General features: G+C 53.1%; 23 protein-coding genes. 19 read left to right on the top strand and 4 right to left on the bottom strand.

Annotation, left to right across the window (positions count from 1 at the left end; all coding sequences use genetic code 11):
- Nucleotides 1-2 precede the first annotated feature (2 nt).
- From yidD to HCU74_RS12765, 19 genes are all read left to right on the top strand, one after another.
- A complete protein-coding gene (gene yidD, locus HCU74_RS12855) occupies nucleotides 3-263 on the top strand; it encodes a membrane protein insertion efficiency factor YidD (protein WP_168450814.1) in 261 nt (86 codons plus the stop codon).
- Nucleotides 260-1,930 (top strand): membrane protein insertase YidC, encoded by a 1,671-nt coding sequence (gene yidC / locus HCU74_RS12850; protein ID WP_210425266.1) that lies wholly within the window; start codon nucleotides 260-262, stop codon nucleotides 1,928-1,930. The genes yidD and yidC overlap by 4 nt, the downstream gene beginning before the upstream one ends.
- Nucleotides 1,931-1,939: 9 nt before the next feature.
- Complete coding sequence (gene mnmE, locus HCU74_RS12845; protein WP_168450813.1) at nucleotides 1,940-3,301, top strand: tRNA uridine-5-carboxymethylaminomethyl(34) synthesis GTPase MnmE; 1,362 nt, start codon at nucleotides 1,940-1,942, stop codon at nucleotides 3,299-3,301.
- A gap of 115 nt (nucleotides 3,302-3,416) precedes the next feature.
- On the top strand, nucleotides 3,417-5,411 hold the full coding sequence (locus HCU74_RS12840; RefSeq protein WP_168450812.1) for a TonB-dependent receptor plug domain-containing protein: 1,995 nt from the start codon (nucleotides 3,417-3,419) through the stop codon (nucleotides 5,409-5,411).
- A gap of 254 nt (nucleotides 5,412-5,665) precedes the next feature.
- Nucleotides 5,666-6,334: a type 1 periplasmic-binding domain-containing protein gene (locus HCU74_RS12835; protein WP_168450811.1), complete on the top strand. Its 669-nt coding sequence runs from the start codon at nucleotides 5,666-5,668 to the stop codon at nucleotides 6,332-6,334.
- Nucleotides 6,335-6,389: 55 nt separating this feature from the next.
- Nucleotides 6,390-8,210, top strand: a complete 1,821-nt coding sequence (locus tag HCU74_RS12830; protein ID WP_168450810.1) for a response regulator — start codon at nucleotides 6,390-6,392, stop codon at nucleotides 8,208-8,210.
- 445 nt (nucleotides 8,211-8,655) lie between these two features.
- Nucleotides 8,656-10,545, top strand: coding sequence for a tRNA uridine-5-carboxymethylaminomethyl(34) synthesis enzyme MnmG (gene mnmG, locus HCU74_RS12825; RefSeq protein WP_168450809.1), 1,890 nt, complete (start codon nucleotides 8,656-8,658; stop codon nucleotides 10,543-10,545).
- The gene (gene rsmG / locus HCU74_RS12820) at nucleotides 10,546-11,202 is read left to right on the top strand and encodes a 16S rRNA (guanine(527)-N(7))-methyltransferase RsmG (protein ID WP_168450808.1); all 657 of its coding nucleotides are present in this window, start codon (nucleotides 10,546-10,548) and stop codon (nucleotides 11,200-11,202) included.
- Nucleotides 11,203-11,212: 10 nt separating this feature from the next.
- The gene (locus HCU74_RS12815; RefSeq protein WP_168450807.1) at nucleotides 11,213-12,037 is read left to right on the top strand and encodes an AAA family ATPase; all 825 of its coding nucleotides are present in this window, start codon (nucleotides 11,213-11,215) and stop codon (nucleotides 12,035-12,037) included.
- Nucleotides 12,030-12,950: a ParB/RepB/Spo0J family partition protein gene (locus HCU74_RS12810; protein WP_168450806.1), complete on the top strand. Its 921-nt coding sequence runs from the start codon at nucleotides 12,030-12,032 to the stop codon at nucleotides 12,948-12,950. Before HCU74_RS12815 ends, HCU74_RS12810 begins: the two co-directional genes overlap by 8 nt.
- A gap of 230 nt (nucleotides 12,951-13,180) precedes the next feature.
- Nucleotides 13,181-13,603, top strand: a complete 423-nt coding sequence (locus HCU74_RS12805) for an ATP synthase subunit I (protein WP_210425265.1) — start codon at nucleotides 13,181-13,183, stop codon at nucleotides 13,601-13,603.
- Between the two features lie 31 nt (nucleotides 13,604-13,634).
- A complete protein-coding gene (atpB, locus tag HCU74_RS12800; protein ID WP_168450805.1) occupies nucleotides 13,635-14,573 on the top strand; it encodes a F0F1 ATP synthase subunit A in 939 nt (312 codons plus the stop codon).
- 58 nt (nucleotides 14,574-14,631) lie between these two features.
- Nucleotides 14,632-14,871, top strand: coding sequence for a F0F1 ATP synthase subunit C (atpE, locus tag HCU74_RS12795; protein WP_022958922.1), 240 nt, complete (start codon nucleotides 14,632-14,634; stop codon nucleotides 14,869-14,871).
- Nucleotides 14,872-14,927: 56 nt separating this feature from the next.
- Complete coding sequence (locus HCU74_RS12790) at nucleotides 14,928-15,398, top strand: F0F1 ATP synthase subunit B (RefSeq protein ID WP_168450804.1); 471 nt, start codon at nucleotides 14,928-14,930, stop codon at nucleotides 15,396-15,398.
- 11 nt (nucleotides 15,399-15,409) lie between these two features.
- Nucleotides 15,410-15,946 carry a F0F1 ATP synthase subunit delta gene (locus HCU74_RS12785; RefSeq protein ID WP_168450803.1) on the top strand — a complete coding sequence of 179 codons (537 nt, stop codon included), beginning with the start codon at nucleotides 15,410-15,412 and terminating at the stop codon, nucleotides 15,944-15,946.
- A gap of 31 nt (nucleotides 15,947-15,977) precedes the next feature.
- Nucleotides 15,978-17,522, top strand: coding sequence for a F0F1 ATP synthase subunit alpha (gene atpA, locus HCU74_RS12780; protein ID WP_168450802.1), 1,545 nt, complete (start codon nucleotides 15,978-15,980; stop codon nucleotides 17,520-17,522).
- 60 nt (nucleotides 17,523-17,582) lie between these two features.
- Nucleotides 17,583-18,449: a F0F1 ATP synthase subunit gamma gene (gene atpG, locus HCU74_RS12775; protein WP_168450801.1), complete on the top strand. Its 867-nt coding sequence runs from the start codon at nucleotides 17,583-17,585 to the stop codon at nucleotides 18,447-18,449.
- Nucleotides 18,450-18,500: 51 nt separating this feature from the next.
- Complete coding sequence (gene atpD, locus HCU74_RS12770) at nucleotides 18,501-19,898, top strand: F0F1 ATP synthase subunit beta (RefSeq protein WP_168450800.1); 1,398 nt, start codon at nucleotides 18,501-18,503, stop codon at nucleotides 19,896-19,898.
- A gap of 40 nt (nucleotides 19,899-19,938) precedes the next feature.
- On the top strand, nucleotides 19,939-20,364 hold the full coding sequence (locus tag HCU74_RS12765; protein ID WP_168450799.1) for a F0F1 ATP synthase subunit epsilon: 426 nt from the start codon (nucleotides 19,939-19,941) through the stop codon (nucleotides 20,362-20,364).
- 83 nt (nucleotides 20,365-20,447) lie between these two features.
- Here HCU74_RS12765 and HCU74_RS12760 read toward each other — a convergent pair whose 3' ends face one another.
- The 4 genes from HCU74_RS12760 to HCU74_RS12745 form a co-directional block, all read right to left on the bottom strand.
- A complete protein-coding gene (locus tag HCU74_RS12760) occupies nucleotides 20,448-21,209 on the bottom strand; it encodes an SDR family oxidoreductase (protein WP_168450798.1) in 762 nt (253 codons plus the stop codon).
- 16 nt (nucleotides 21,210-21,225) lie between these two features.
- A complete protein-coding gene (locus HCU74_RS12755) occupies nucleotides 21,226-22,248 on the bottom strand; it encodes an alpha/beta fold hydrolase (protein ID WP_168450797.1) in 1,023 nt (340 codons plus the stop codon).
- Nucleotides 22,249-22,257: 9 nt separating this feature from the next.
- A complete protein-coding gene (locus tag HCU74_RS12750) occupies nucleotides 22,258-23,136 on the bottom strand; it encodes an alpha/beta fold hydrolase (RefSeq protein ID WP_168450796.1) in 879 nt (292 codons plus the stop codon).
- Between the two features lie 106 nt (nucleotides 23,137-23,242).
- Nucleotides 23,243-23,923 (bottom strand): TetR/AcrR family transcriptional regulator, encoded by a 681-nt coding sequence (locus tag HCU74_RS12745; protein WP_168450795.1) that lies wholly within the window; start codon nucleotides 23,921-23,923, stop codon nucleotides 23,243-23,245.
- Nucleotides 23,924-24,059: the final 136 nt, after the last annotated feature.

Here is a 24,059-nt window from a genome sequence, read left to right as displayed (position 1 = left end):
CCTTGCAGCGCCTACTTATTGCCTGCATAAAATTCTACCGTTTGTGCATCAGTCCCCTGATGGCACCGAGCTGCCGTTTCTACCCCAGTTGTTCCCACTACGCTATCGACGCACTATCCCAGCACGGCGCCATCCGTGGTGGCCTGCTCAGCCTGCATCGAATCTGTCGTTGCCATCCATTCAATGCCGGTGGCTATGACCCTGTTCCGCCCTGCAAACACAGCCAGTATCCGCCCAATTCTATCAAGGCCGCAAAGCAATGATTGATATTCAGCGTTATCTCCTTATCGCCGCTATCGCAGCACTGTCCTTTATGCTGCTGATCGAGTGGCGAAATTTTGATATTGAATCCTCCGCGCCACTGGCTACTGCCGTAAAAGTAGACGAAGACCGCTCTGCGCCACTCGACTCGGGTGATGATCTACCCCGCGCAGAAGGTGGCGTCGATAACACCGCCTTTGACGCACCGACCTCCACTACCAGCGGCCGCTTCATTCACCTGCGCAACGATGTTCTCGATCTTAAGATCGATCTGGAAGGTGGCGACATTGTCAGGGCCGAAATGTCCAAATATCTCGCTGAACTGGATTCCAAAAAGCCCTTCGTTCTTTTGGAAAACAATGACCAGCGTCGCTTTGTGGCACAGAGCGGATTAATCGGCAAAAACGCCACTGATACCGCCGATGGTCGCCCTTTATTCAGCGCGAACAACGAGCGTTACCTTCTGCAGGAAGGGAGCGATGAAGTCGTCGCCGACCTCCACTACCGCTACAACGACCAGATCGACATTATCAAGCGCTATACCCTGAAACGCGGGGAGTACCTGACGCGTATTGAATATTTGATTAATAACCGCAGCGACAAGGTGTTCAGCGCCAGTTTGTTCGGCCAACTTAAACGGGACAACAGCAAGGACCCCGGCGTCACCGACGACGGTATGTTCGCGATGAAACCCTTTATTGGTGTCGCCTATTCCAGCCCGGAAGACCGCTACAACAAACTGGCCTTTGAAAAAATGAAGGACAAGCCCCTGAAGCAAAAAATGGAAGGTGGTTGGATTGCGGTTATCCAGCACTACTTCCTTTCTGCCTGGGTACCGGAGCAAGACGCTACAAATAGCTACAGCACCGTGGTTACCCGTCAGGGAATGAACATTGCGCGCTTCACCTCTTCGGAAAAGCAGATTCCCGCCGGCGAGACCGGAAAAATTGCTACCGCCGTTTATATTGGCCCCAAAGACCAATACAAACTGGAAGAAATCTCCCCCGGCCTGGAGCTGACCGTGGACTACGGCTGGCTGTGGTGGATCGCCCAGCCACTGTTCTGGTTGCTAACCAAGCTTCACAGCGTCATTGGCAACTGGGGCTGGTCGATTATTGGTGTAACCATTCTGGTCAAGGCTGCGTTTTTCCAGCTCAACGCCAAGGCCTTCACCTCTATGGCCAATATGCGCAAGGTCCAACCCAAGCTGGTTGAGCTCAAGGAACGCTACGCCGACGATCGCCAGAAACAATCCCAAGCGATGATGGAGCTGTACAAAAAAGAGAAGATCAACCCGGTTGGCGGCTGTTTGCCAATGCTGGTGCAAATGCCGGTGTTCATCGCCTTGTACTGGGTATTGATGGAAAGCGTTGAACTGCGTCATGCGCCCTTTATGCTGTGGATAGAAGATCTATCGGCTATGGATCCCTACTTCGTGCTGCCCCTGATTATGGGCGTATCGATGTTTATCCAACAAAAGCTGAACCCGCCGCCACCTGACCCAATGCAGGCCAAGGTAATGCAGTGGATGCCTGTGATCTTCACCTTCTTCTTCCTGTTCTTCCCCGCAGGTCTGGTGCTGTACTGGGTGGTCAACAATAGTTTGTCCATTGTTCAGCAGTACATCATCACCAAGCGGATCGAAAAAACTGGCCTGCCTACACGCTAGGCAGCGACGATGAGCCATCAGGATACGATCACCGCTATTGCGACACCGCCAGGGAAGGGCGGTGTCGGTATTCTTCGTATCTCCGGCAGCAAAAGCCTGCAAATAGCCGAATCTCTGCTCGACAGCAGCCCGACACCACGACGGGCACTATTCAGCTACTTTGCTGAGGGTGAGGGCAGTCAACGGGACCTCATCGATCAGGGTATCGCCCTGTATTTTCCCGGCCCAAACTCCTTTACCGGCGAAGATGTCGTTGAACTGCAAGGCCACGGCGGCCCAGTGATAATGGATCGCCTGCTGAAAGCCGTTATTCGCGCTGGCGCCCGCATGGCCCGTCCCGGCGAGTTTTCCGAACGCGCCTTTTTGAATAATAAAATCGACCTTGCCCAAGCCGAGGCGATTGCCGACCTCATCGACAGCGCATCTGAGCAAGCGGCCCGACAAGCCATGCGCTCTTTGGATGGTGCCTTCAGTCGCGAGATCGACGCACTGGTTGAAGCAGTCACCACCCTGCGCATTTATGTTGAAGCCGCTATCGACTTTCCTGAAGAAGAAATCGACTTTATCAGTGACAGCCACGTCGCCAACCAACTTAAGGAAATCCAGCAACAATTGCAGCGCGTAAGCCAGTCTGCCAAACAGGGTAGCCTGCTCCGAGAGGGTATGACCGTGGTAATCGCCGGCAAGCCCAATGCAGGAAAATCCAGTCTGCTGAATGCGCTGGCAGGGCGGGAGTCGGCCATTGTTACCGATATCGCTGGCACAACAAGGGATGTGCTGAGAGAAAATATCCTGATCGACGGCATGCCCCTTCACGTCATTGATACCGCCGGACTTCGCGACAGCGATGACCCCGTAGAACAGGAAGGTATACGTCGCGCCTGGCAGGAAATTGATAAGGCAGACAGAGTGCTACTTATCGTCGACAGCAGCCTCGACAACGGCGAAGCCTCGCAGCCTATCCCTGAGGAATTCAGCCACTTTGCCAAGCAGGGCAAGCTCAGTCTGATCCTGAATAAATGTGATATCAGCCAAAGGCCCGTCGCCTATAACAACAGCGACATTCCCACGCTAACCCTTAGCGCGAAGCAGGAGCAGGGCATCGATCTGCTGCGAACGCACCTGAAAGAGTGCGTCGGCTTTGACGAGAGCGACAGCCCATTTATCGCTCGGCGGCGCCACATCGAAGCCCTTCACCAGGCTCAACACCATCTCGACCAGGGTGAATACCAGCTCCGCGCCAATATGGCTGGCGAATTATTGGCAGAAGAACTTCGTCTCGCCCAACAGAGCCTTGCCGAAATCACCGGCAGTTTTACCTCCGACGACCTGCTGGGACGTATTTTCTCAAGCTTTTGTATCGGTAAATAACGATCCCCCGAGCAATCGTCCCGCGCTACACTTCCCTATCTCCCTCCGTCCGACAAAAACACGGAAATTCCCTGGCACCGCTATAAAAAAAGCGCAGCAGGGACTATAACTACAGATGCTTACACTGAAAGGCAGAAAAATGCGCAAAACCAAACCTATCGTCAGCTCTAGTACATTAGTTATAAGCCTTGCCCTTTGTGCCCCGACACAGGCTGAGTTATGGCAGGACGACGCACTTCCTGTTGTTCTCACCCCCGCTCGCCTCAAGCAAAGTCGTCACAATGTGCCCGCCAGTGTCAGTATTATCGACCGGCATATGATCGCCGCCTCAGGAATACGGCGCATCCCGGAATTGTTCAGGCTGATTCCCGGCACCTTTGTCGGCGCCAGAGACGGTTGGAACCACGTAGTCAGCTATCACGGCACCAACTACCGGGACTCGCGGCGTATGCAGGTTCTTATTGACGGCCGCAGCGTGTACCAGGCTGGTCTGGCCACCGTAGACTGGAACGATATTCCCCTGGCGATTGAAGACATTCAACGAATTGAAATAGTTCGCGGCCCATCAACAGCCAGCTATGGCGCCAACGCTTTTCTGGGCGTGATAAACATTATTACCCGACATCCCGACGACAGCGATCGACTCTATGTAAAGGCTCAACAAGGCAGCGGCAGCACCGAGGATTATTTACTCAGTCACGCCGGCGACTTTGAAGGTGGCAAATACCGAATTACCGCCGTCAGCCGTCGGGATGAGGGTTTCGATCACGACAGGAACGGCGCAGACCGCCGCGACAGCGACAACAGCGAGTTATTCAATCTCCGTTACGAGCGCTTCCTCACCGACGACGTCGGCCTGAATATCAGCGCGGGTTACAAACAGGGAGAAACCACCGATGATTTCGCTGATATCGACGTAACCGCCCCGGACGACTATGTAAAAGACTATTTTTTTACCACCAAACTCGCCTGGGAATACAGCTCCGAACACAGCCAGCAGTTACGCGTCGACTATTCCCGTCAGGTACAACGGCGCCGGTGGACAGCCCAGCTCCCACCAGCCTTTGTCAATCAGCCGGAGCACAGTTCTCCGCTGGTCCTGGTTGACGCCAACGAAGACATTACCCAGTTCAGCTACGATGTCGAGTTCCAGGACACACTGGTATGGAACCACGCCTTATCCACAGTGAGTGGGTTTCATATCAGAAACAACAGAGTGCACTCCGAAACCTACTATAACGGTACAGTCAGCAGCGAAAGTTATCAGCTATTCGCCAATGCGGAATACGCCGCCTCAGACCGCATCACCGCCAATATTGGTGCGTCCTGGGAGCGTGACGACAACGAACAAAACCATCTGTCCCCCCGCGCCTCACTGCATTTTCATATCACCCCTCGGCACAGCCTCAGGGCAGTATATTCAGAAGCGGTGCGCAGCCCTGATCTCTTTGAAACCTCTGCCGACTGGACCTATACCGCGAGAAATATTCGCCCGCGAGAAGAGGGCAAAGAGACCGGAAAATTTATTCTTCACGCCAGTGGAAACCCGAACCTGAAAGCCGAGAACATCCAATCCCGAGAAGCCGGCTATTACGGAAATTTTATTGAACTAGGACTGCAATGGGACGTCAAAATCTTTAATGACAAATTCACCCGACTGATTTCCGATCCTGTTTCACTAGAGCGATTTAACCCGAAAAATGGCGACTGGCTAAAGCAGCGCGGTGTCGAAACCGAAATCGACTTCAGGCCCTCTCCACAATGGCTGGTGCACGCAAGTTACTCATATATCAACTCTGATACCAGCTCGCCGCATACAGAAGCCAGTTTCACCTCAAAAAATGCCGCCAGTGCGTTAATCAGTTACGAATTCGGCAACAACATACAAATTTCCTACTCTCGCTATTACACCGAAAATACGGAAACCAGAAACAGGAATACGTTTTCACGCTCAGATACCAGAATCGCCAAACAGTTTACTTTCGCCAAAACAGACATCGAGCTGGCCTACGTATGGTATTACCGGCACGACAATAATAGTGAACTGCTTTCAGACAACTTCTACAACGATGCGTCGAGACATCTGGTCTCACTGAGCCTACGTTACTGAACAGCGGCAACCCATTATGAGCGGCAAGGACTAGCCTCTTGAAATACATTACATACGGAATAATGCTGATAATGCTATTAAGCACTTTCAGCAACGCCACCGCCGATGACAGCAAAGTCACGGTCGATATTGTATTGCCCACAAAAAATTCGGCGTTAACAACACTGGTAAAAAAAATCAGCAATAAGGCCGAATTTAACGTCAGGGAATACGAAAATTCCCTGCCTGAACCTTCCCAGCGCGGCGACATACTCGTGGTCGTTTCCGACCACTTACTTCCGTTGCTGGATAATAACAACTACCGCGCCAGCATCGCGCTCTACGCCGACGTGATCGCCTACCGCAAACACCACAATGCAAAAAGCAGCGCGATTTTCTCAGGACAACCTCTACGCCGACAGCTCGAACTTATCAACGCCTTGGTAAAGGGAAGTGCCGCACGAATTGGCGTAGTGTTTATGGATAATTATTATCAGGAAGAGCTGGAGAAATCGAAATCAAATTTTCAAAATTTCGATTTTATTACTGCCAAAGTTGACCTTCATAACGCACAGCGTCAAATAAACAAGGCGATACAGGACAGTCATTTTTTACTGGCGACACCCGAGCGCGAACTGTACAACGCACAAAGTATTCGTGGCATTTTACTGGCAAGTCTTCGGCATCGTTCACCGTTGATTGGCCCTAGCGAGAGTTTCGTCACGGCCGGCGCTGTCGCTTCTGTCGTCTCCCAGACTGAGCACTATGCGACAGCGCTACGGGATATGATTCACACTTATATCGGCACAGACACACTTTCCGCGCCGCACTACCCACAGGAGTTTGACGTAAAAGTGAATTACAACGTTGCGGAATCCCTTGGCCTAAACCTGCCTGGCGAAGAGGCTCTGAAGAAATTTATGCTGCGTGAAAAAAATGATTAAAAGGAAATTTTCAAACAGTCTTTTCCAGCAAATATTGTTGGTAAGCCTGGCGCCTATGATCATTTTATTCCTCGCGCTTTTTGGTTATTCCATTGCGAGCCGTTTACACGATGCCAAGGAAAACCAGCTCGATATTGCCTATAAAATCGCCCAGAATATTGCTTCGCTGAGTGAGCTCGCGCTGATTTCCAACAATAAGGAACAGCTGCACGAAATCATCAAAAGCGCACTTAACAAAGACATCGTCAGTATAAAAATCACCACCCGCGATAATCAAACGGTGTCAGTGGCTTACACTGATCACAACTATGATTCGACGACTTTGGTACAGCAGGAAATCACCCAGAGCAGTATTCCACTGCGTGACACCATCACCGGTGAAATTCTGCAATCACACCCGCCGAGGGCCCTGGGAAAACTTGAACTGGAAATTTCCAATAACCGCCTCCATACGCTCCAATCACAAATTTTCGTTGTGTCCAGTTTTATCGGCGGCGTTGCCTTTTTACTGGGTATTGCTCTGGCCTGGTACATCAGTAAAAATCTGTCAAAGCCTCTGCAAGAGGTACAGCAGGTGACTCGGCAACTCGCCCGCGGGCATCTCAGCAGTCGTATACAAACCCGTCACTCCGGCGAACTCGGTGAGCTGCAAAAGCACATCAATAAAATGGCGGAGTCGATAGAAGAACAAAGCAACGCGCTGAATCGCCATTTGAGCGAACTTCAAATCGCCAAGGCAGATGCAGAACAGGCGAGTCAGGCGAAAAGCCTCTTCCTGGCAACAATGACCCACGAATTACGCACGCCCATGAACGGCGCCATAGGCATGTTACAACTGCTTGCAGGCACCGACCTCAACAGTGAACAGAAGGACTATCTCGACATCGCCCGCAGTTCCAGCGAACACCTGTTGGAGATCGTCAACGATATCCTCGATTATTCCAAAATTGAAAAGGGCAACCTCGAACTGGAACAGCGCTATTTCAGCATAGACGGGCTTATTCGTCAGATTATCCCCACCCAGGAGCTGGAAGCAAAACGCAAGAATATTGAACTCACTTATACCTGCGCGTCCTTTCTTCGCAGCGTTGACGTTCTCGGTGATGAAACCCGACTTCGGCAGATACTGATTAACCTGTGCTCAAATGCCATTAAATTTACCCACGAAGGCAAAGTCTCGATCATTCTCGACGGCCACGCCGTGGATCAGCAGAACTGCGAACTATCCCTCTCGGTGACTGATACCGGCATTGGAATATCCGAGGCGCAAAAAAGCTATATTTTTGACAGCTTTCGACAGGCCGACAGCTCCACTGTTCGCCGCTATGGCGGCTCCGGACTGGGGCTAGCCATTGTCAAACGCCTCAGCGAACTGATGTCAGCAGATTTGGTGTTGAACAGTGTCCTGGGTGAAGGCTCTACTTTCACCTTAAGCTGGCGCTGTCCCTATCAGCAAAAGGACACTGGCCTGGACGACACGCCGCCTCCCCAATACGCCCTTGATGGACTCAGTGCGCTGGTCGTAGAGGACAACCCCATCAACCAGATGCTGGTGATCCGCAGCCTCAAGAAGTGGGGAATGTTCGCCATCAGCGCGAACAACGGGGAAGAGGCTCTGCATGCACTCCAAGAGCACCCTGTCGACGTCATTCTTATGGACGTGCAAATGCCTATTATGGACGGCCTTGAGGCCAGCAAGCAGATACGCGACCAGCTCGGCCTCACCACCCCTATCATTGGACTCTCCGCCAATACCCATCAGGAAGACCAGCTGCGCTGCACCCAAGCCGGTATGGACGCCTTTTTGAGCAAGCCGGTCTCCTTACAGGGCCTCCACGGGAAAATAGGCCAATTACTGGCTCTTGACCCCAAATAAACCGCTCTGCTTTCCCAAAATATTCGCTTTTCCCCCAAAAATGTGGCCTTAACAACTACGGTATGAATTCTCCCCAGCCTGTGTAAAACCCGTCATTAACTTGGGCCTTACCCACAGCCGAAAAAAACAGGCCAACTTATCCACATTTCATCCAAGGGCTACCCACACGGTCCGAACAGGAATCCTGTGGATAAACAACGTGGTTATACATTCAATTTATACTTTAAAATCAATACATTAAATAAGTTATCAACAAAAATGGACTCCAGTAGTAACAGCATTAAGAATAAAAAAACATAGATTTATCAACATATAAAATATCTATACTTCTTAAAGACTTAATTCTTAACAAAAAAAGAATTGATTAAAAATTCACCAATTCATTGCAGCGAATTTTCAAGCCCGTATAATTTCGCCCCCAGCTCATTTACTCGTCAGGTGCACCGTGGATTACCCGGAACGTTTTGATGTCATTGTTATCGGTGGCGGTCACGCCGGAACCGAAGCCGCTTTGGCAGCCGCTCGAATGGGCTCTGCCACGCTTTTGTTGACCCATAACATCGAAACCCTTGGTCAGATGTCATGTAACCCCGCCATTGGCGGCATTGGTAAAAGCCATTTGGTGAAAGAGGTCGATGCACTCGGCGGCGCAATGGCGCTGGCAACAGACAAAGGCGGCATCCAGTTTCGAGTACTCAATGCCCGTAAAGGCCCTGCCGTGAGAGCAACGCGAGCGCAGGCTGATCGGGTGCTGTACAAAGCGGCCATCCGTGAAACCTTGGAAAACCAGCCGAATCTGGCCATATTTCAGCAAGCTGTAGACGATTTGATTGTCGAAGGTGACACCGTCAAAGGGGTAGTGACCAATATCGGCCTGAAATTCCGCAGCCGAACGGTAGTACTTACCGCTGGAACATTCCTTGGCGGCAAGATACATATTGGTCTGGACAACCACAGTGGTGGCCGTGCCGGGGATCAACCGTCCATCGCGCTGGCACATCGGTTGCGGGAACTGCCGTTCCGGGTAGACCGCCTGAAAACCGGTACACCTCCACGGATCGATGCCAAAACCGTCGATTTTTCCGGCCTTGAGCAACAGTGGGGCGACAGCCCGGCCCCGGTGATGTCCTATTTGGGCAATCGGGACATGCACCCTGAACAGGTCTGCTGCTGGATTACCCACACCAATGAGCGCAGCCACGAGATTATCCGTGGAGGGCTGGACCGATCACCAATGTATACCGGCGTTATCGAAGGTATTGGCCCCCGCTACTGTCCGTCCATTGAGGACAAGGTGCACCGCTTCGCGGACAAGATATCCCATCAGGTCTTTATCGAGCCCGAGGGATTGAATACCCACGAGCTCTACCCCAATGGTATTTCCACCAGCCTGCCCTTCGATGTGCAGCTGGAGCTGGTTCGCTCGATCAAAGGCTTTGAAAACGCCCATATGACAAGGCCGGGATACGCAATCGAATACGATTTTTTCGAGCCTCGTGATCTGAAAAGCTCCCTGGAAACCAAGTTTATCCACGGCCTGTTCTTCGCGGGTCAGATCAATGGCACTACCGGTTACGAAGAAGCCGCGGCCCAGGGACTACTGGCCGGTGCCAATGCCGCACTGCTGGCACAAGAGCGGGAGGCTTGGTGCCCTCGCCGCGACGAGGCCTACATCGGTGTGCTGGTCGATGACCTGATAACCATGGGCACCAAAGAGCCCTATCGCATGTTTACCTCTCGTGCGGAGTACCGCCTGCTGCTGCGCGAAGACAATGCCGATCAGCGCCTGACCGAAAAAGGGCGCGAATTGGGTTTGGTCGATGATCAGCGTTGGCAAGTGTTCTGCGAAAAGCAGGAAGCCATCACCCGTGAGCGGCAGCGTCTGGCCAGTACCTGGGTGCAGGCCGGGTCTGCGGCCGCAGAGACCTTATCGGCAAAAATCGACAAGCCTTTGAGCCATGAATACAACCTGCTGGAGCTGATGAAGCGCCCGGAACTGGGCTATGCCGATGTGGCAGCGGTGATTGAAAACGGCGAAACCATCGACCCGGCCGTTGCTGAACAACTGGAAATCAGCGTGAAGTATGCCGGGTACATCGAGCGGCAGAAGGACGAGATCGAGCGCCTGCGTCGCCACGAAAACACGGCGTTGCCGGTGGATTTCGACTACTCGGTGATCGAGGGCCTGTCCAATGAAATCAAGCAGAAGCTGAGTGACACACGGCCTCAGACTCTGGCTCAGGCGTCGCGTATTCCCGGTGTGACCCCGGCGGCGGTGTCACTGTTGCTGATAACGCTGAAAAAACGCGGCCTGCTGGAAAGGAAGTCTGCCTGAGTGACCAATCTTGAACAGGCGCTGACGAGTGGCGCTAGGCAACTGGGCGTTGAATTAAGCACCGAGCAGAGCGCCTCGCTGCTGCGCTATCTGGAATTGCTGCACAAGTGGAACCGGGCCTACAACCTCACCGCCGTTCGCGACCCCCAGGACATGCTCAGCCGCCACCTGCTGGACAGCCTGAGTGTCGCTAATTTGCTCACGGGTCAGCGGGTGCTGGATGTTGGCACCGGTCCCGGTTTGCCCGGTATACCCTTAGCAATACTCTACCCCGAACGCCATTTCGAGCTGCTGGACAGCAATGGCAAAAAAACCCGGTTTCTGATTGAAGCGCGTCAGCAGTTAGGCTTGAAAAATCTTGAGGTGCACTGCTGTCGGGTTGAAAAACTGCAGGATCCACGGGGCTTTGACGCCATTACCTCGAGGGCCTTTGCCTCCCTGGCCGATATGGCCAATGGCTGCGAGCATTTGCTTGCTGAAGGGGGCAAACTGTTCGCGATGAAGGGCCAATACCCCACTGAGGAGTTGAGTCAACTGCCAAAACACTTTATCGTCGACGAGTGTTTCTCTCTTTCAGTTCCCGGTGTGAACGAAGCTCGGCATCTGCTGCTGATTTCGCGACGCTCCGCCAGTGAACCTTCTGCGCGCGATAACTAGGAACCCGGCTGTGGCCACCATATACGCAATCACCAATCAAAAAGGCGGTGTCGGCAAAACCACCACCAGCGTGAATCTCGCCGCATCCCTGGCGGCGACCAAGCGTCGAGTGTTGTTGGTTGACCTCGACCCCCAGGGCAATGCCACCATGGGTTGCGGAGTAAACAAAAATGCTGTGGAACACAGCATCTACGACGTGCTGGTGAACAGCCGTGCGGTCAGCGATACGGTTGTTGAAGCCCCGGAAAGCGGATTTATGGTACTTCCGGCAAACCAGGACCTCACCGCTGCCGAAGTCGAGCTGCTTAACGAGATAGGCCGCGAATTTCGCCTGCGCGAGGCGCTGGCCCAGGTAATTGACGACTACGAATATATTCTGATCGACTGCCCGCCGTCATTGAACATGCTTACCGTCAACGCTCTGGCAGCGGCCCACGGTGTGGTAATTCCGATGCAGTGTGAATACTACGCTCTGGAGGGTTTGAGCGCGCTGTTGAACACCATCAATCGAGTTAAACAACTGATTAACCCCGAATTAAAAATCGAGGGCATCCTGCGCACCATGTTCGACGGTCGCAACAGTTTGACCAATCAGGTTACCGATGATTTGCGCCGCCATTTCGGCGACGACCTCTACAGCACGGTGATTCCACGCAATGTCCGCCTTGCCGAGGCGCCAAGCCACGGCCTGCCGGTGCTGTACTACGACAAGCAATCCAAGGGGGCGCTGGCCTACCTCGCGCTTGCCGGCGAGATTCTCCGCCGCGCCGGCAAGAAGGGCCAGGTGGGCATAGACCCCAAGAACAATAAACAGGCTGAGCCACTACATGGTTAAGAAACGAGGATTAGGCCGCGGTCTTGACGCCCTGTTGGGTGCGAGTGCTGAACCCGTCGCTATTGCTGAACCCCGAAGCCCCGTTGATGTTGGCGACAAATCAGCGGCGCAAACCGCAGCCGATGCGCCATCGTTGGATGGCCAGCTGCGCAATCTGCCGATTGAATTCCTGCAGCGGGGCAAATATCAGCCGCGTCGGGAAATGCCGGCGGAAGGTCTCGAAGAACTGGCGGAATCCATTCGTTCACAGGGCATTATGCAGCCCATTGTGGTGCGGGCGGTGGCCGAAAATCGCTACGAGATTATTGCCGGTGAGCGCCGCTGGCGGGCCAGCCAGCTGGCCGGGCTGGAGGCGGTGCCGGCGTTGATCCGCGAGGTGCCGGACGAAGCCGCGGCGGCGATGGCACTGATCGAAAACCTCCAGCGCGAAGACCTCAATCCCATGGAGGAGGCGATGGCGCTGGTGCGCTTACAGAAGGAATTCGAGCTTACCCACGCTGAAATCGCCGGACTGGTGGGTAAATCCAGAACCACGATTACCAACCTGTTGCGCTTGACCGGGCTGCGTGAAGAGGTGCAAAAGCTACTGGAAAATGGCGATATCGAGATGGGCCACGGTCGCGCACTGCTGGGACTGCCTGCCGAAGAGCAATCAGCGGCCGCCGACACGGTTGTCAGTCGCGGGCTGTCGGTACGCCAGACTGAAGCCCTGGTGCGCAAGATGCTCGACGACAGCAAAAGCGAGCACCCGGTTCGACGCCAGGACCCCGACATCAAGCGGCTGCAGGAGACGCTGTCGGAAAAAGTTGGCTCGCCGGTAAATATTCAGCATGGGGCCAAGGGCCGTGGTAAGGTGACGATCTCCTACTCGAGTCTCGACGAGCTGGAAGGAATTTTAAGCCACATAAAATAGCTTATCTGGTGGGTACAAATACCGGCGACTACTCTATCTGGTATGGAAGCTGAAGAAATCGCAGTTTTACCGGGCTAAATTCCTGAAAACATTAACGAATTGCAAACTGTTCAAAATACCGACTTTGGTATCAGTTAGATGAAATCGGTTGATCCTTAGCCAGTGACAACCTATAATTCGCCCCGCTTTTTAGACAAGCACACAATGCATCGCAGCGGCAGGCGTCAAGGGTGAAAAAAGCGATCAGGAGCAAGCCGAAATCGGCGCTCGACTCAATTCGTCCACCCCTGATGACAATATACGGCCTGCAGTTAGGCGTGCTGGTGGTGGCAAGCGGCATAACATTTCCAATCGACAGGGTTGCCGCGTATTCCCTGCTGATGGGCGGGTTGATTTCCGTCGTACCCAATGCGTATTTTGCGCGCCAGGTGTTCAGATTCTCTGGTGCGGCTTACGCGCGCGAAGTGGCTCGGTCATTTTACGTAGGGGAGTCGGGGAAGTTTATTGCGACGCTGGGGCTGTTTGGATTCAGCTTCGCACTGGTCAAGCCGCTGAACGTGTTTGTCTTATTTTCGGCATATCTGATGGTTATGCTGATGAACGCTGTAATGCTCGCTTATTTTTCGCGGCGACAGCGGAAAGCCTCTAACTAGGTCAATGCGTAAACACATACGAGAGTGACACATGGCAGCTGAATCGCAGTCTACCGTTGGATATATCCAGCACCATCTTACCAACCTGACTTACGGCAAACTTCCTGCCGGATACGAACGCCTCGATAGCGATGGTAAAGTCGTGGAAGTGTTGGATCAGGCCACCTGGACCCTGGCTCACTCAGGTCAGGAAGCGTCGGACATGGGCTTTATGGCCATCCACGTAGATTCCATGCTGTGGTCAATTGGCCTCGGTTTTCTGTTTGTTCTGGTTTTCGCACGCATTGCCAAGCGCGCCCATAGCGGTGTACCCCGCGGTGCGCAAAACGCGATTGAAATGATTATTGCCTTTATCGACCAGTCGGTGAAGGACGGTTTCCACCACAAAAATGCAATGATTGCCCCCATGGCACTGACCATCTTCATGTGGATCGTGCTGATGAATACGATGGACCTGGTTCCCGTAGACTGGATTCCGGCATTTATGGCCTGGGCCACTGGCGATCCGCACTTCTTCTTTAAAGTGGTACCCACCACCGATCCCAACGTAACACTGGGTATGGGTTTCACGGTTTTCGGTTTAATGGTCTATTTCACCATTGCCAAAAAAGGCTTTATGGGCTTTGTTAAAGAATTGACGCTGCACCCGTTCCACAGCCCCAAGTGGTATGTGAACCTGTTGCTGATTCCGATCAACTTCGCACTTGAGGCGATCTCCTGGATCTCCAAGCCAATTTCACTTGGCCTGCGACTGTTCGGCAACATGTACGCCGGTGAGATGATCTTTATTCTTATTGCTACCATGTTTGGAGCGGGATTGATTTTGGGACTGTTTGCGGGTGTGTTGCAGTGGGCGTGGGCAGTATTCCACATCCTCGTAATCTGCTTGCAAGCTTTCGTCTTCATGGTGTTGACCATCGTTTATATGGCGTCGGCTCACCAGATTGAAGAAGAAGACCAGTTCCACTAATAGAGTTCACACAACTACTTTTTTTAACTTAACTTAAATTAGATCTAGGAGAACTACCATGGGTTTGGCTCTGATTGCTGTTTCATTGATGATCGGTTTTGGCGCACTGGGTACTGCGATTGGTTTCGCACTGCTGGGCGGTAAACTGCTTGAAGGTTCTGCTCGTCAGCCTGAGCTGGCGCCAATGCTGCAAGGCAAAATGTTCCTCATCGCCGGTCTGCTTGACGCCGTTCCAATGATCGGTGTTGGTATCGCTATGTACGTACTGTTCGTTGTTGTTCCTGGTCTGCCTGCTTAATTGCAAACACCAACGGAAACGACACGTTCAGCAAATGACATAGCAGAGGTATCGGCGTGAATATAAATCTCACACTGATTGGACAATCGATCGCCTTCTTGTTCTTCGTATGGTTCTGCCACGCCTTTGTGTGGAGCGCCATTCGCGGCATGATGGAAGAGCGTGAAAAGCAGATTGCTGACGGTCTTGACGCCGCAGACCGCGCTGGTCGCGATCTTGAGCTTGCTCAGGAAAAAGCTGCAAAGCAGCTTCGCGAAGCCAAAGCGGAAGCGGCAGCCATCATCGATGCTGCTAACAAACGCTCCAATCAAATTATTGATGAAGCGAAAGAATCTGCACGAGCTGAGGGCGAGCGCCTGAAAGCTGCGGCTGAAGCGGAAGTAGAGCAGGAAGTGAACCGCGCGAAAGAAGTGCTGCGTTCACAGGTTGCAATGCTGGCGCTGGCTGGAGCTGAAAAAGTGCTTGAAGCATCCATCGATGAGTCTGTTCATAAAGACATGGTCGACAAGCTGGCCGCGAGCCTGTAAGCGAGGTTGACATGGCTGAATTGAGCACGATGGCTAGACCCTATGCCAAGGCGGCGTTCGAATACGCCCTGGCATCGTCGGCACTCGCTGAATGGTCAAAAATGTTGGCGACTGCGGCTGCAGTTGCCAACAGCGAAAACGTCGGCAAATTGCTGGCGTCGCCGTCTTTGACCACCGAGCAGCAGGCCCAGGCATTTATTGATGTCTGTGGTGATGAATTGAACGCCGGCGTTCAAAATTTCATCAGGATTCTCGCAGAAAACAAGCGCTTGGCTTTGTTGCCAGTGGTCAGCGAATTGTTTGAAGCGCAAAAAGCCATCCAGGAAAAAACGGTGGATGTCGAACTGATTACAGCCTTCCCGCTGGACTCAGAATCCGAGCAACGTCTTGCAGACGCATTAACAAAGAAACTGGAACGCCAAGTTAAAGTACACAGCCGTGAAGACCGCAGCCTGATTGGTGGCATTGTGGTTCGCACGGGAGACTTGGTAATCGACAGCTCGGTGCGCGGTCGCTTAGCGAAACTCGCTGAAGCATTACATTCCTGAGCGTTTAGAGAATAGGATTGAGGAACAGAGCATGCAGCAACTGAATCCCTCCGAGATTAGCGATATTATCAAGCAGCGCATCGAAAAACTGGATGTCACTGCCCAAGCCCAGAATGAGGGCACTATCGTCTCGGTATCAGACGGTATCGTACGTATCAACGGCCTGACCGATGTTATGTACGGTGAAATGATCGAATTCGAGGGTGGCCACTTCGGTATGGCCCTTAACCTTGAGCGCGATTCTGTCGGTGCGGTAGTCCTGGGTGACTACTTTGACATCGCCGAAGGCCAGACCTGTAAATGTACAGGCCGTATCCTTGAAGTTCCTGTTGGTCCGGAACTGCAAGGTCGCGTTATCGACGCACTGGGTAACCCCATCGACGGTAAAGGTCCTATCGACGCCAAAGAAACCGACGCAATTGAAAAAGTTGCTCCTGGCGTAATCTGGCGTAAGTCGGTTGACCAGCCAGTACAGCTTGGTTTGAAAGCGGTAGATGCCATGGTACCCATCGGTCGTGGCCAGCGTGAGCTGCTGATCGGTGACCGTCAGATCGGTAAAACAGCGATCGCTGTTGACGCCATCATCAACCAGAAAGACTCAGGCATTAAGTGTGTCTACGTCGCGGTTGGTCAGAAAGCTTCTTCTATCGCTGCCGTTGTGCGCAAACTGGAAGAGCACGGCGCAATGGAGCACACCATTGTTGTTGCCGCGACAGCTTCTGATCCTGCGTCCATGCAGTTTATTGCTCCCTTCACCGGCTGTACTATCGGTGAATACTACCGCGACCGCGGTGAAGACGCGCTGATCATCTATGATGACCTGACCAAGCAGGCCTGGGCCTACCGTCAGATCTCTCTGCTGCTGCGTCGTCCACCGGGCCGTGAAGCCTATCCTGGTGACGTATTCTACCTCCACTCTCGTCTGTTGGAGCGTGCTGCACGGGTATCTGAAGCCTACGTTGAGAAATTCACCAACGGTGCAGTTAAAGGCAAAACCGGTTCATTGACCGCTCTGCCTGTTATCGAAACCCAGGCAGGTGACGTATCGGCCTTCGTACCGACCAACGTTATCTCGATCACCGATGGTCAGATCTTCCTTGAGACTGACATGTTCAACGCCGGTATTCGTCCTGCGATGAACGCCGGTATCTCGGTATCTCGTGTTGGTGGTGCAGCCCAGACTAAAGTTATCAAGAAACTGTCCGGTGGTATTCGTACCGCTCTGGCCCAGTATCGCGAATTGGCAGCGTTCTCGCAGTTTGCCTCTGACCTGGATGAGGCGACTAAAGCCCAGCTGGAGCAGGGTGAGCGCGTTACCGAGCTGATGAAACAGAAACAGTACAGCCCAATGAGCATTGCCGAAATGGCACTGTCACTGTACTGCGCGAACGAAGGCCACCTGAAAGACATCGAAGTCGCCAAGGTGCTGGACTTTGAATCTGCGATTATTTCCTTCGCGCACGCTGAGTACAGCGACGTGATGAAGCAGATCAACGACACCGGCAACTGGAATGACGAGCTGGAAGGCAAGTTCAAGGAACTGGTCGAAAAGTTCAAGTCAACTCAGACTTGGTAAGACGGATAAGGCGCTCTCCCCCAGGGGATCAAGAGCGCTTTACTGCTTGAGGATATATCTATGGCAGGTGCAAAAGAAATACGCACCCAAATATCCAGCATCAAGAGCACGCAGAAAATTACCAGCGCCATGGAAATGGTGGCTGCAAGTAAAATGCGTAAAGCTCAAGAGCGCATGGAAGTGGGTAAGCCCTACGCGCAGCGCATGCGCGCAGTGGTTGGGCATATCGCCAATGCCAATCCGGAATACCGCCACCATTATATGGAAGAGCGGGAAGTCAAGCGCGTCGGTTTTGTTATTGTTTCCACAGATCGCGGCCTGTGTGGCGGCTTGAACACTAACCTGTTCAAGAAAGCCATCAAAGCCATGAAAGAGTGGTCTGACAAAGGTGTTGACGTTGATCTGTGTTTGATCGGCGGCAAGGCAGCGGGTTTCTTCAATAGCTTCGGCGGCAATATTGTTGCTTCCGTTCGCGATATGGGCGAAGCGCCCAGTGTTGCCGATTTGATCGGCAGCGTGAAGACCATGCTGGACGCCTACAGCCAAGGCAATATTGATCGTCTGTATCTGGTGGGTAACGAGTTTATCAACACCATGACCCAGACGCCCTTTGTTCGCCAAATGTTGCCGCTGGAAGCAGAACAGGACGACAGCCTGAAACATCACTGGGACTATATTTACGAGCCCAGCCCTGAAGAGCTGTTGGAAGGACTGCTGACCCGCTATGTCGAGTCACAGGTTTACCAGACAGTTGTTGAAAACGGGGCCTGTGAACAGGCAGCGCGGATGATCGCGATGAAGAGCGCCACCGATAATGCTGGCGATATCATCGACGGACTGCAACTGGTTTACAACAAAGCGCGTCAGGCAGCGATTACCCAAGAGCTGTCGGAAATTGTTGGCGGCGCGGCGGCGGTGTCGTCATAAGACGGCCCGAAAGGAATTTTGAATTTTTAAGGTTTTTAAGAGGAACCTAACATGAGTAGCGGACGTATCGTACAAGTCATCGGCGCCGTTATCGACGTGGAGTTTCCGCGCGATGCCGTGCCACAGGTTTATGATGCACTGACAGTTACTGACAGCGGTCTGACCCTGGAAGTACAACAGCAATTGGGTGATGGCGTAGTTCGCGCAATCGCGCTGGGTTCTTCTGAAGGCCTGCGTCGTGGACTGGACGTTAGTAACACCAAAGAAAAAATCAAAGTGCCCGTGGGTATCGAAACCCTGGGTCGGATCATGGACGTACTGGGTAACCCCATCGACGAATGTGGTCCTATCGGCGAAAAAGAGCGCATGGAAATTCACCGCGCTGCACCCAAGTATGAAGAACTGGCAGCGTCTTCCGACCTGCTGGAAACAGGCATCAAGGTTATCGACCTTGTTTGTCCGTTCGCCAAGGGTGGTAAAGTTGGTCTGTTCGGTGGTGCCGGTGTTGGTAAAACCGTAAACATGATGGAACTGATCAACAACATCGCAACCGAGCACAGTGGTTTGTCTGTATTCGCCGGGGTAGGTGAGCGTACTCGTGAGGGTAACGACTTCTACCACGAAATGCAGGAAGCCGGCGTTGTAAACGTCGAAGACTTCAGCAAATCCAAAGTAGCAATGGTTTACGGCCAGATGAACGAGCCACCGGGTAACCGTCTGCGCGTTGCACTGACTGGTCTGACCATGGCTGAGAAATTCCGTGACGAAGGTCGTGACGTACTGCTGTTCGTTGATAACATCTACCGTTACACCCTGGCCGGTACTGAAGTATCTGCACTGCTGGGTCGTATGCCTTCTGCGGTAGGTTACCAGCCAACACTGGCGGAAGAGATGGGTGTTCTGCAGGAACGTATCACCTCAACCAAGACCGGTTCTATCACTTCTATCCAGGCGGTATACGTACCGGCGGATGACTTGACTGACCCCTCGCCAGCAACCACCTTTGCTCACCTCGACTCGACTGTTGTACTGAGCCGTGACATTGCAGCAAAAGGTATTTACCCAGCGGTAGACCCACTGGACTCAACCTCACGTCAGCTGGATCCGCTGATCGTTGGTGCTGAGCACTATGAAGTGGCCCGTGGCGTTCAGACTGTACTTCAGCGTTACAAAGAGCTGAAAGACATCATCGCCATCCTGGGTATGGACGAGCTGTCCGAAGAGGACAAAATGACGGTAGAGCGCGCGCGTAAAATCGAACGCTTCCTGTCACAGCCTTTCCACGTTGCAGAGATCTTTACCGGTAGCCCTGGTAAATACGTGTCACTGAAAGACACCATCACTGGCTTTAAAGGCATTCTGAATGGTGACTACGACCACCTGCCAGAGCAGGCGTTCTACATGGTCGGCACTATCGACGAAGCGATTGAGAAAGCGTCCAAACTGTAAGCTCTCGCAAGAGAGCTTCATCAGCCTGAGAGGCTAGATTATGGCTATGACAATACATTGCGACATCGTTAGCGCTGAAGCCGAGATCTTTTCCGGTCGTGCCAAGCTGGTCGTTGCCAATGGAGTCCAGGGTGACCTGGGTGTGACCTACGGTCACGCGCCATTGCTGACATCCCTTGAGCCGGGCCCGGTTCGAGTCGTTCTCGACAGCGGTGAAGAGCAGGTGTACTACGTGTCTGGTGGCTTTCTGGAAGTCCAGCCCAATGTGATCAGCATTCTTGCTGATACCGCATTGCGTGCAGGCGACCTCGATGAAGCCGCAGCTCTGGAAGCACAAAAGCAGGCTCAGCAAGCCATGATGAACCAAAGTGCCGATGTAGATTACTCGCGCGCGGCGGCTCAGTTGGCAGCTGCTTCAGCTCAACTGCGTACCTTGCAGCAAATCCGCAAGGCGATGAGCAAATAAGTTTTCGCAGTAATGTGAAATGCAAAAAGGCAGCCTAGGCTGCCTTTTTGCATTTCAGGAGAGAGGATTACTGTTTACCGGATTTAAATACGCAATCCGCCATCCAGTTCCAGTGTCCGCCCGTTGTAGTAATCGTTTTCAAATAAATACACAGCGGTGTGAGCGATTTCCTCGACCTTTCCCAGGCGCTTGAGGGGAATGCCGCTGGCCATTTTTTCAAGCGCCTCTGGCTTCATACTGGCCACCATATCAGTGCTGATAAATCCCGGTGCGATGCCCGCACAGCGAATGCCATAGCGTGCCAGCTCACCGGCCCAGGTCACCGTAAGCGCGGCGACACCCGCTTTGGCGGCGGAGTAATTACTCTGCCCTCGGTTGCCTGCTTTGGAAATACTGGAAATATTTAGAATCAAACCTTCTGACTGACTGCGCAGCATTTGCTCTGCCGCGGCCCGTCCGCAGAGAAAGACGCCGGTCAAATTAACATCGATTACCGCCTGCCATTGGGCGAGACTCATTCGGTCGATAATTTCGCCGTCTTTTACTTTCAACAACAGACCATCACGCAAAATACCTGCATTATTCACCAGTCCGTGTAAGCAGCCATGATCCGCGAGGATGTTAGCAAACAGCTCATCCACCTGCTTTTCGTCGGCAACATTCGCGGGATAGATGCCCGCAGCGATATCCATTGCCGCCAGTTCGGAGCGTGCGTGCTCCAGGTCATCGAGGCTTAAATCAATTAATAGAGGATAGGCGCCCTTCGCGCCGAGTCCTTTAGCAATGGCGAGACCGAGCCCCCGCGCGGCGCCGGTTATCGCTATGCGTTTGTCTTTAAGATTCATACAGGTCCTTTTGTTATCACATTGCACATTGTGGGGTGTTGGGGCCGCCCACAGCAGCCCCGGCTTGTTCGATAAAAAGTTGATATTCGGCGACAATATCCTCCGCAATGCGCAGGCCATTGTGATCGACACCAGGAAACTCCCGATTGTCGGCACCCGACAGCTGCGGAGAGGGGCCGTAGTCACCGGCAAAGGCAACATCGCCAACGCCGCTGCCATCGTAAATGGTAAGCCAAGCGGTATTGCCATAGGTTTCCAAAGTGCCGTCTTCTCCATTAAGTTCTTCGAGCCAGGCAGTACCTCGGGCGATTTCGTCACAGCTTATCACCGAAGTTTCCGAGCCTGGGGGACAAAGACTGGTGCCGTGATTTGCACCGGCTATCCCAACAAAAGCGACAACATGGGGTTTTAGTTCCGGGTAGCTATGAAGTGCCTTGCGGGCAAGAGTGACTCCGAGGGAGTGGCCAACCAGAGAAAAGCAGGCGGAACCGGTATAGTCCTGTACGGCTTGGATAAATCGCACCAGGTCGACTACATTCAGATCGTTGTTGGTGGATCGGGATTGCCCGTCGCCACCGGAGCTTTCCCGCTCGGCACTGGCTTCGGGCTGGCTGCGCAGAGGACTGCTACCGCTGTTACTGCCCACACCGTTGTATGACAAGGCCCAAAGCTCTTGGTCGGACCAGCCACCCCGTCGAAAATCATCGCGTACCACATACCAGTCGCCGTGATCGGTGGTATTGCCGTGAACAAAAATCACTGGCATTCGCTGGAGCTGGGCGCGTCGTTGTACGCCACCAAAGCCACCTAATTCAAAGCCCCACTCCCAATCGAAAAGTGTGGGGAAATCCTCGGGAAAATTGCGTTGTGCAGGGCCAGGGGGCTCTCTATGCAAGGCATTGGGCCCGTCCCGCTTGGGGTTTTCTATGCGCTGTTCGTCGCTGGTTGTGTTGCCGCTTGTCGGAGCCGGGGAGTCATTGCCGCAAGCTAAAAGCGAAGCAAAAAGGAGTATCGTTGATAGTGAGTGCCAACTTCTCACTGCCTTGCCTCAGTCCAACAACTGCCGGACGCGCTCGGCTATGGCCTTGGCTCCACGCGCTGACAAAAGAATGGTGTAGTGATTAACACCTTCGACATCGACGATATCCATTTGAGGTAGGCGGGTTTGCATCTCGGCCATACGCTCGCGGCTGTACAAGGGCTCCTGATTCAATAATCCCTTTGGTGCATACAGAAACTCCAGCGGTATACGCAAGTCACGAATGGCGTTGGGAATATCATCGGTCATCAGCTGGGATTCGGTATCGCCGAGTATCGCTTCTTTGCGAACACAGGAACGAATAGCGGGGGCTTGTCCCCGTAGTTCATAGCGCAGATAGTTTTCCAGCTCCGGGCACCAGTCGTTGGCAAGGGCGGGGTGAGCACGCCAAAAATCCAGAAAGGCCTCCTCACTGGCAAATTCCTTATCCAGTCGCTCCATGGCCGGCCCGACGATTGCGGTGATCAAGGCTTCCGGCGAGATCCCGCTGGGCAGCTCATCAGCAAGGGGCAGGCCGCCGTCGATAAACAGCAATTGCTCAATACGAGAGGGGTGGCGGTGATGGGTAACTGCAGAAATAAAGGCGCCCATCGAATGACCGACCATAATCGGAACCGTCGGCAATTCGAAATAATCCAGGCAACGAGCCACATCGTCGGCATGGGCCGACATTCCCCAAGGGCCGACAATAGTGTCGCTGAAACCACGGCCACGGTGATCCGGCGCAACGATACGATAGTCGTCGCCCAGTTCCCGTGCCAACCACTGATAGGAGAGATGATTGGCGCTGAGTCCATGGGAGCACAGTACAACCGGGCCACTCTGGCCCCATATACCGACACGCAAAGTGCCGCCGTCTACAGGAACATCGTGTTGTGCATAGTGCATCGCGACCTCGCTATTTTATTTATTCAACGATGAATGAATAAAATTTATAGAGATGAGCTATAACTGTCAAGTTATAAACAGAAGCTGTGACAGTTCTAATCGCTGGTTAACAGGTCTTGGAGCAGGTCGCGATAAAACCCGCGGCGGAGAAGTCCACCAGTTCATCAAAGGCGGTGCTCATGTCGGAAGACAGGCAGCGCTGATCAGATAGTCGGTCCAGTCGCCCGCTTTGGGACATAATCAGGGTGAGTCCCCCGGACAGGCAGTGATAGGCCCAGAAGAGTTTTTCATCGCGAGCCTCGGGCAATACCCGACGAATTACTGCCAGCAGGCGGTGCACTACCGGGTCGAAGTTCTCCGACATGATTTCGCCGCCGATTTCAGGGGTGTTATTAATCATGGCGACAATCGCAAAAAAAGACCGCCATCCCGAATCCCCGGAATCGGCCTTGTCCTTTAGTGGTTGGATAAACGCTGCGATAGCGCCGTGAACTGTTGGTGATGTCGTGGAGCTTTCATAGGCGTCCAGCGCGGCCATACGGTCTGCATTGAGCTCGGCGCTGCGCCGCTGGAAGACGGTGTCGAACAAGCCCCGCTTGTGTTTGAAGTAGTAGTGGAGCAGCGCGGTGTCCACCTTCGCAGCCGCGGCCACCTGGCGCAGGGTTACCGCGTGAAAGCCGTTTTCGGCAAACAGCTTTTCTGCCATATCAAGAATACGTTTTTGTCGGGCTTCCGATTGCTGGCCCTTCGGGCGACCTGGTCTACTGGCTTTTTTGATGTCGCTCATGTTTTGGCTCGTTGTGCGTAATACCGGTGGTGAAGTAGGGTCGCCCACCAAGAGGTTAATTATTGTAGCACTTGACAGCGACGGCAGTGGCGACAGATACTTGCATTTAATTCACCGTTGAATGAATTAATTTATA

Source organism: Spongiibacter thalassae, from assembly GCF_012272835.1.
Taxonomy (GTDB): domain Bacteria; phylum Pseudomonadota; class Gammaproteobacteria; order Pseudomonadales; family Spongiibacteraceae; genus Spongiibacter; species Spongiibacter thalassae.
Note: the sequence above shows the minus strand (reverse complement) of the source record. Positions and strands in the feature narration are given on the sequence as shown.

Coding starts and splice junctions, on each gene's coding strand:
- HCU74_RS12765 (WP_168450799.1), top strand. CDS start 19,939: ATGGCTATGACAATACATTGCGACATCGTTAGCGCTGAAGCCGAGATC.
- HCU74_RS12830 (WP_168450810.1), top strand. CDS start 6,390: ATGATCATTTTATTCCTCGCGCTTTTTGGTTATTCCATTGCGAGCCGT.
- atpB (WP_168450805.1), top strand. CDS start 13,635: ATGGCAGCTGAATCGCAGTCTACCGTTGGATATATCCAGCACCATCTT.
- yidC (WP_210425266.1), top strand. CDS start 260: ATGATTGATATTCAGCGTTATCTCCTTATCGCCGCTATCGCAGCACTG.
- HCU74_RS12750 (WP_168450796.1), bottom strand. CDS start 23,136: ATGCACTATGCACAACACGATGTTCCTGTAGACGGCGGCACTTTGCGT.
- HCU74_RS12840 (WP_168450812.1), top strand. CDS start 3,417: ATGCTTACACTGAAAGGCAGAAAAATGCGCAAAACCAAACCTATCGTC.
- atpA (WP_168450802.1), top strand. CDS start 15,978: ATGCAGCAACTGAATCCCTCCGAGATTAGCGATATTATCAAGCAGCGC.
- HCU74_RS12760 (WP_168450798.1), bottom strand. CDS start 21,209: ATGAATCTTAAAGACAAACGCATAGCGATAACCGGCGCCGCGCGGGGG.
- HCU74_RS12810 (WP_168450806.1), top strand. CDS start 12,030: ATGGTTAAGAAACGAGGATTAGGCCGCGGTCTTGACGCCCTGTTGGGT.
- HCU74_RS12745 (WP_168450795.1), bottom strand. CDS start 23,923: ATGAGCGACATCAAAAAAGCCAGTAGACCAGGTCGCCCGAAGGGCCAG.
- atpG (WP_168450801.1), top strand. CDS start 17,583: ATGGCAGGTGCAAAAGAAATACGCACCCAAATATCCAGCATCAAGAGC.
- atpD (WP_168450800.1), top strand. CDS start 18,501: ATGAGTAGCGGACGTATCGTACAAGTCATCGGCGCCGTTATCGACGTG.
- atpE (WP_022958922.1), top strand. CDS start 14,632: ATGGGTTTGGCTCTGATTGCTGTTTCATTGATGATCGGTTTTGGCGCA.
- HCU74_RS12785 (WP_168450803.1), top strand. CDS start 15,410: ATGGCTGAATTGAGCACGATGGCTAGACCCTATGCCAAGGCGGCGTTC.
- mnmE (WP_168450813.1), top strand. CDS start 1,940: ATGAGCCATCAGGATACGATCACCGCTATTGCGACACCGCCAGGGAAG.